General features: G+C 29.9%; 5 protein-coding genes and 3 tRNA genes. All 8 read left to right on the top strand.

Annotated features, from left to right (window positions below):
* Positions 1 to 47: 47 nt before the first annotated feature.
* Positions 48 to 124 (top strand) — tRNA-Asp (locus tag ACWYO2_RS04585).
* Positions 125 to 152: 28 nt separating this feature from the next.
* A tRNA-Thr gene (locus ACWYO2_RS04580) sits at positions 153 to 228 on the top strand.
* Between the two features lie 3 nt (positions 229 to 231).
* Positions 232 to 316 (top strand) — tRNA-Tyr (locus ACWYO2_RS04575).
* A 29-nt stretch (positions 317 to 345) separates the two neighbouring features.
* The gene (locus ACWYO2_RS04570) at positions 346 to 699 is read left to right on the top strand and encodes a YbaB/EbfC family nucleoid-associated protein (protein WP_455515313.1); all 354 of its coding nucleotides are present in this window, start codon (positions 346 to 348) and stop codon (positions 697 to 699) included.
* Positions 700 to 864: 165 nt separating this feature from the next.
* Positions 865 to 1266, top strand: a complete 402-nt coding sequence (locus tag ACWYO2_RS04565) for a hypothetical protein (protein ID WP_455515312.1) — start codon at positions 865 to 867, stop codon at positions 1264 to 1266.
* On the top strand, positions 1266 to 3905 hold the full coding sequence (locus ACWYO2_RS04560; RefSeq protein WP_455515311.1) for a valine--tRNA ligase: 2640 nt from the start codon (positions 1266 to 1268) through the stop codon (positions 3903 to 3905). The genes ACWYO2_RS04565 and ACWYO2_RS04560 overlap by 1 nt, the downstream gene beginning before the upstream one ends.
* A 16-nt stretch (positions 3906 to 3921) precedes the next feature.
* A complete protein-coding gene (locus ACWYO2_RS04555) occupies positions 3922 to 5649 on the top strand; it encodes a proline--tRNA ligase (RefSeq protein WP_455515310.1) in 1728 nt (575 codons plus the stop codon).
* Positions 5650 to 5740: 91 nt separating this feature from the next.
* Positions 5741 to 5865, top strand: a 125-nt coding sequence (locus tag ACWYO2_RS04550) for a GTP-binding protein (RefSeq protein WP_455514901.1), incomplete at its 3' end; no start/stop codon positions are given.

Below are 5865 nucleotides of genomic sequence, written 5' to 3'. Positions count from 1 at the left end.
ACAAGCAGGGGGTCACTGGTTCGAGCCCAGTTGTGACCACCATTTATGGAGGTGTAGCTCAGTTGGTTAGAGTGCTTGCCTGTCACGCAAGATGTCGCGAGTTCGAGTCTCGTCACTTCCGCCATTTTTATTAACAATTGAATAAGATTTTTGCCGCTTTAGCTCACTAGGTAGAGCAGCTGACTTGTAATCAGCAGGTAATTGGTTCGAATCCGATAAGCGGCACCATGTGGCGAGATACCCGAGTGGCCAAAGGGAGCAGACTGTAAATCTGCCGGCTCAGCCTTCGAAGGTTCGAATCCTTCTCTCGCCACCATTTTTTTATATAATCTAGGAGGAATTAAGATGGTTAGAAAATTAAAAGGTTCGTCAAATAACAATGGTCAATCTGATATAATCAGAAGAGCACAAGAAATGCAAGGAAGAATGTTAGCTATACAAGAAGAGTTAAAAGATAAATTTGTTAAAGCTGAAGTTGCTGGAGGAAGTGTAGTAGTTGAAGCTAATGGACAAAAAGATATAGTAAATATAACAATAGCTCAAGAATTGATCGATGATGCATCAACTGATAAAGATCCTAAAATATTATCTGATTTAATCTTAAGTGCTATAAAAGATGCAATGCAAAAAGCTGAAGAATTAGCAGAAAAAGAAATGAGCGTTGTAACAGGTGGAGTTAGCATACCAGGATTATTCTAATAATTTAGATGACTAAATAATAAAATATTTATAATAATATAGTGTATTACTAGTATTAAACTGTTTGAAGTTTAAGATTAGAGATACACTTTTTTTCTTACTAAAATTGCAATTTTAGTAAGAGTTTGGTATAATTTGAAATAATGAAGTGAGGTGCTATGAAGTATGAGAAAAATCAAAAAAAATTCTAGTGAGTTAAAAGAGAATTCTATTATTATTGAAGAAGATGAATCAAAATATTTAAAACAAATATTATTGCTTGGTTGGTTAATTCCTTTTTTTGGACTATATGTCGTCTATTTTATGGGAATAAAATTACCCAAAAGAACTAGAATGGTTATGTGTGAATTACTTAATAAGAACTTTACGATGACTTTGTTTTATATAGCAATACTAACTCCTTTAAGGTCATTTAGTGCAACAGGACTTGGAGAAAAACTTTTGAGTTTTTTAGTTTTTATGTTTATTGCTTCAGTTATATTTCAAATTAGAAAAACTATGGCTTGGTTAAAAGGAGAAAATGTAAGATATAAATATACGTTTAAATTTTTTAAGGAGGAATATTAATGGATAAATATACACCTATTGATATAGAATCAAAATGGTACAAAGAATGGGAACAAAAAGGATATTTTAAAGCAGCAGTAGATAATCAAAAAGTACCGTATACGATAGTAATACCACCACCTAATGTAACAGGAGTTTTACATATGGGACACGTACTTAATAATACTATACAAGATGTAGTTATTAGATATAAAAGAATGTGTGGATTTGATACACTTTGGCAAACAGGTACAGATCACGCAGGGATAGCAACTCAAAATGTTGTAGAAAAAATGCTTGCTAAAGATGGATTAAGAAAAGAAGATATAGGAAGAGATGCTTTTATAGAAAAAGTTTGGCAATGGAAAGAAAAATACGGTAATATAATAACTACTCAACAAAGAAGAATAGGAAATTCAACTGATTGGGAAAGAGAAAGATTTACCATGGATGAAGGACTTTCTCAAGCTGTCAAAGAAGTTTTTGTTGAATTATATAACAAAGGCTTGATATATAAGGGAGAGTATATGGTTAACTGGTGTCCTAGATGTCAAACAGCTTTAGCTGATGATGAAATAGAACATCAAGATAAAGAAGGGCATATTTGGGAAATTAAATACCCTATAAAAGATAGTAATGATTTTCTTATTATTGCTACAACAAGACCCGAAACTATGTTAGGAGATACAGGAGTAGCTGTAAATCCGGAAGATGAAAGATATAAACATCTTGTAGGCAAAAGTGTTATTTTACCTTTAATGGATAGAGAAATTCCTATAGTTTCTGATAGTTATGTAGATCTTGAATTTGGAACAGGTGCAGTTAAGATGACACCAGCACACGATCCTAATGATTTTGAGGTATCAAAAAGAACAGGACTTGAAATAATAAATATATTAGAAAAAGATGGGACAATTAATTTAAATGGAGGAAAGTATAAAGGTCTTGATAGATTTGAAGCAAGAAAAGTTATACTTAAAGATTTAGAAGATTTAGGATTACTTGTATCAACTAAGAAACATAATCACGCAGTAGGACATTGTTATCGTTGTAATACAGTAATAGAACCAAGAATCTCTGAACAATGGTTTGTTAAAATGCGTCCACTTGCAGAAAAGGCAATAGAAGTAGTTAAGAATGGTGAAATAAAATTAACTCCAAAAAGAATGGAAAAAATTTACTATAATTGGCTTGAAAATATACGTGATTGGACTATTTCAAGACAGATATGGTGGGGACATAGAATACCAGCATACTATACTCCAAATGGTGATATGATAGTTGCTAAAAGTTTAGAAGATGCAAAAAAACAATGTGTAGAAAAATTTGGTAGTGAATTGGAATTAAGAGAAGAAACTGATGTTTTAGATACTTGGTTTTCATCAAGCCTTTGGCCATTTTCTACTATGGGTTGGCCCGAAAGAACTGAGGATTTAGAAAGACGTATGCCAACAGATTTACTTGTAACTGGAGCAGATATTATTTTCTTCTGGGTTGCTCGTATGATAATGATGAGTTTAGAGTTTGAAAATAAGATACCATTTAAAGAAGTATACTTTACAGGAATAATAAGAGATGAAATAGGAAGAAAGATGTCTAAATCTTTAGGAAATGCCCCTGATACTTTAGGTATACTTGATAAGTATGGAGCAGATGCTGTAAGATTTAGTTTGATGTATAATACATCACAAGGACAAGACATACTATTTTCAGAAAAATTATTGGAAATGGGTTCAACATTTGCAAATAAAGTATGGAATGCTTCAAAATTTGTAATATCTAATTTAGAAGGATTTAAAGAAGATATATCTATACTTGATTTAGACTTTAAATTAGAAGATCAATGGATATTATCTAAACTTCAAAATGCAGCAAAAAGATTTAATGAAGAAATGGAAGAATATAATATAGATAGTTGTGCGAAAATTGCTTATGAATTCTTTAGAAATGATTTCTGTGATTGGTATGTAGAAATAGCTAAAACTAGAATTTATGGAGTAGATGTTGATAATGTTGATAGACAAAGTGCACAGTGGGTATTAAGACACATATTAGATAATGGTTTAAGATTACTTCATCCATTTATGCCTTTCATAACAGAAGAAGTATGGCAAAAAATTAAAGTTTATGGTGAAAGTATTATGCTTTCAGACTTCCCAAGAGAAGATAAATCTTTAATTAATATTAAAGCAGAAAATGATTTTGAGTATTTAGAAGAAGTTATAGGGGCTATAAGAAATATAAGGGCAGAAAATAATGTATCACCAGCTAAAAAAATATCTATAATCATAGATACAGAAGATGATGGAGAAAAAGATATAGTTCTTAATAATCCTAAGATATTAGATAAATTAGCTAATGTAGAAAAAATAGATATTCTTACAGAATTACCTAAAATGTCAGGATTTAGAGTAGTAGGTAATAGTAAAATATATGTTTCTTTAGAAGGGTTAATAGATATAGAAAAAGAAGTAGAGAAGTTAAATAAAGAAATAGAAAAAGTTCAAAAAGAATTAGATAGAACATTAAATAAATTATCTAATGAACAATTTGTATCTAAAGCTCCTCAAGCAGTAATTGATAAGGAAAAAGGAATACAAGCTGAACTTGAATCAAAACTTAAAAAATTACAAGATAATATTAAAATATTTAAAAATTAGAAGGAGAGAAAATTAAATGAGATTTTCTAAAGCGTTTATAAAAACATATAAGGAAGTACCAAAAGATGCAGAAACTGTATCACATAAATTGATGCTTAGAGCCTCTATGATTAAACAATTAACTAGAGGTGTTTATACATATCTTCCTTTAGGACTTAGAGTATTAAGAAAAATAGAAAATATAGTAAGAGAAGAGATGAATAGAATTGGAGCTAATGAATTACTTATGCCAGTTCTTCAACCAGCTGATCTTTGGAAAGAATCTAAAAGATGGTTTTCTTATGGACCAGAACTTATGAGATTACACGATAGAAATAGTAGAGAAAGTGTACTTGGACCAACTCATGAAGAAGTTGTTACAGATATTTTTAGAAATACAGTGACATCATATAAGGAATTACCATTAAATGTATATCAAATACAAAGTAAATTTAGAGATGAAAAAAGACCTAGATTTGGACTTATGCGTGGTAGAGAATTCATAATGAAAGATGCTTATAGTTTTCATTTAACTCAAAGCAGTTTAGATGAAGTATATAATGATGTTAAAGGAGCATATTTTAAAATATTTGAAAGATGTGGTTTAAACTTTAGAGCCGTTGAAGCAGATACTGGAAGTATAGGTGGAAGTGAAAGTCATGAATTTATGGTTCTTGCTGAAAGCGGAGAAGATGATATACTTTATTCAAATAAATCAGATTATGCAGCTAATGTTGAAAAAGCTACAAGTATAATAGATTTTAAAGAAAGTAATGAAGAAAAATTAGAAAAAGTATTAGTGGATACACCTAATGTTAAAAGTATAGAAGAATTATCTGATTTTTTAAGTATAGAAGAATGTAAAACTGTTAAAGCTGTACTTTTAAAAGAAATAGGTGAAGAAAAGATAAATTATTTCATGGCGATAATTAGAGGTGATTTAGACGTTAATGATGTAAAAGTTAAAAATCTAGTTGGAGCAATTTTAGATCTTGAAATGATGGATGAAAAAGATATAGAAAATTTAGGATTAGAAGCAGGATTTACATCAGCTCTTAAAGAAATAGAGAGTATTAAAGATGGAAGAATTAAAGTAGTTGCTGATGAAAGTATATTCTATTTAAGAAACTTTGTAGGTGGAGCTAATATCAAAGATAAACATTATGTAAACTTAAATATAGAGGATTTACATATAGATTATAGAGGAGATATTAGAACTGCAAGAGTGGGAGATAAATCACCTAGAGATGAAGGAACTTTAGAAATAGCAAGAGGTATAGAGGTAGGACATATATTTAAACTTGGTAAGAAATATTCTGATGCTTTAAATGCAAAAGTTCTTAATGATAAAGGAGTTGCAGAAACTGTAATTATGGGATGTTATGGAATAGGTGTATCTCGTGTTGCAGCAGCTGCAATAGAACAAAACTATGATGAAAATGGTATAATATGGCCTAAAAATATAGCTCCTTTCTTAGTAGATTTAATATTAGTAAATTCTAAAGATGAGGATGCTAATAAATTATCAGAAAAATTATATAAAGAAATGTTAGATTCTAATATTGAAGTTATATTTGATGATAGAGATGAAAAGGCAGGATTTAAGTTTAAAGATGCAGATTTAATAGGATTCCCATTAAAAGTTATAGTTGGTAAAGCTGCTAAAGATGGAAAAGTAGAGATAAAACATAGAGATGGAAGTCAAAGTTTTGAAATTGAAGCAGAAAAAGTAGTTGAATATATTAAAGAATATATGGGAGAATAGTATAGAATTAGCTAAAAAACGATATTGACTTTACTATTCTTAAATGATATAATTTTCTTGTTAAAAAATAAATAAAAAATGGAGGAATAAAATGGCAAAACAAAAATTTGAAAGAAGTAAACCACACGTAAACGTAGGAACAATAGGACACGTAGATCACGGGAAGACAACAACAACAGCAGCAATATCAAAAGTATTAGCGGCAAAAGGATTAGC

This window comes from Pseudostreptobacillus sp., assembly GCF_977040545.1.
The sequence above is the reverse complement of the archived record's forward strand: the minus strand, read 5'-3'. Positions and strand labels throughout refer to the sequence as shown.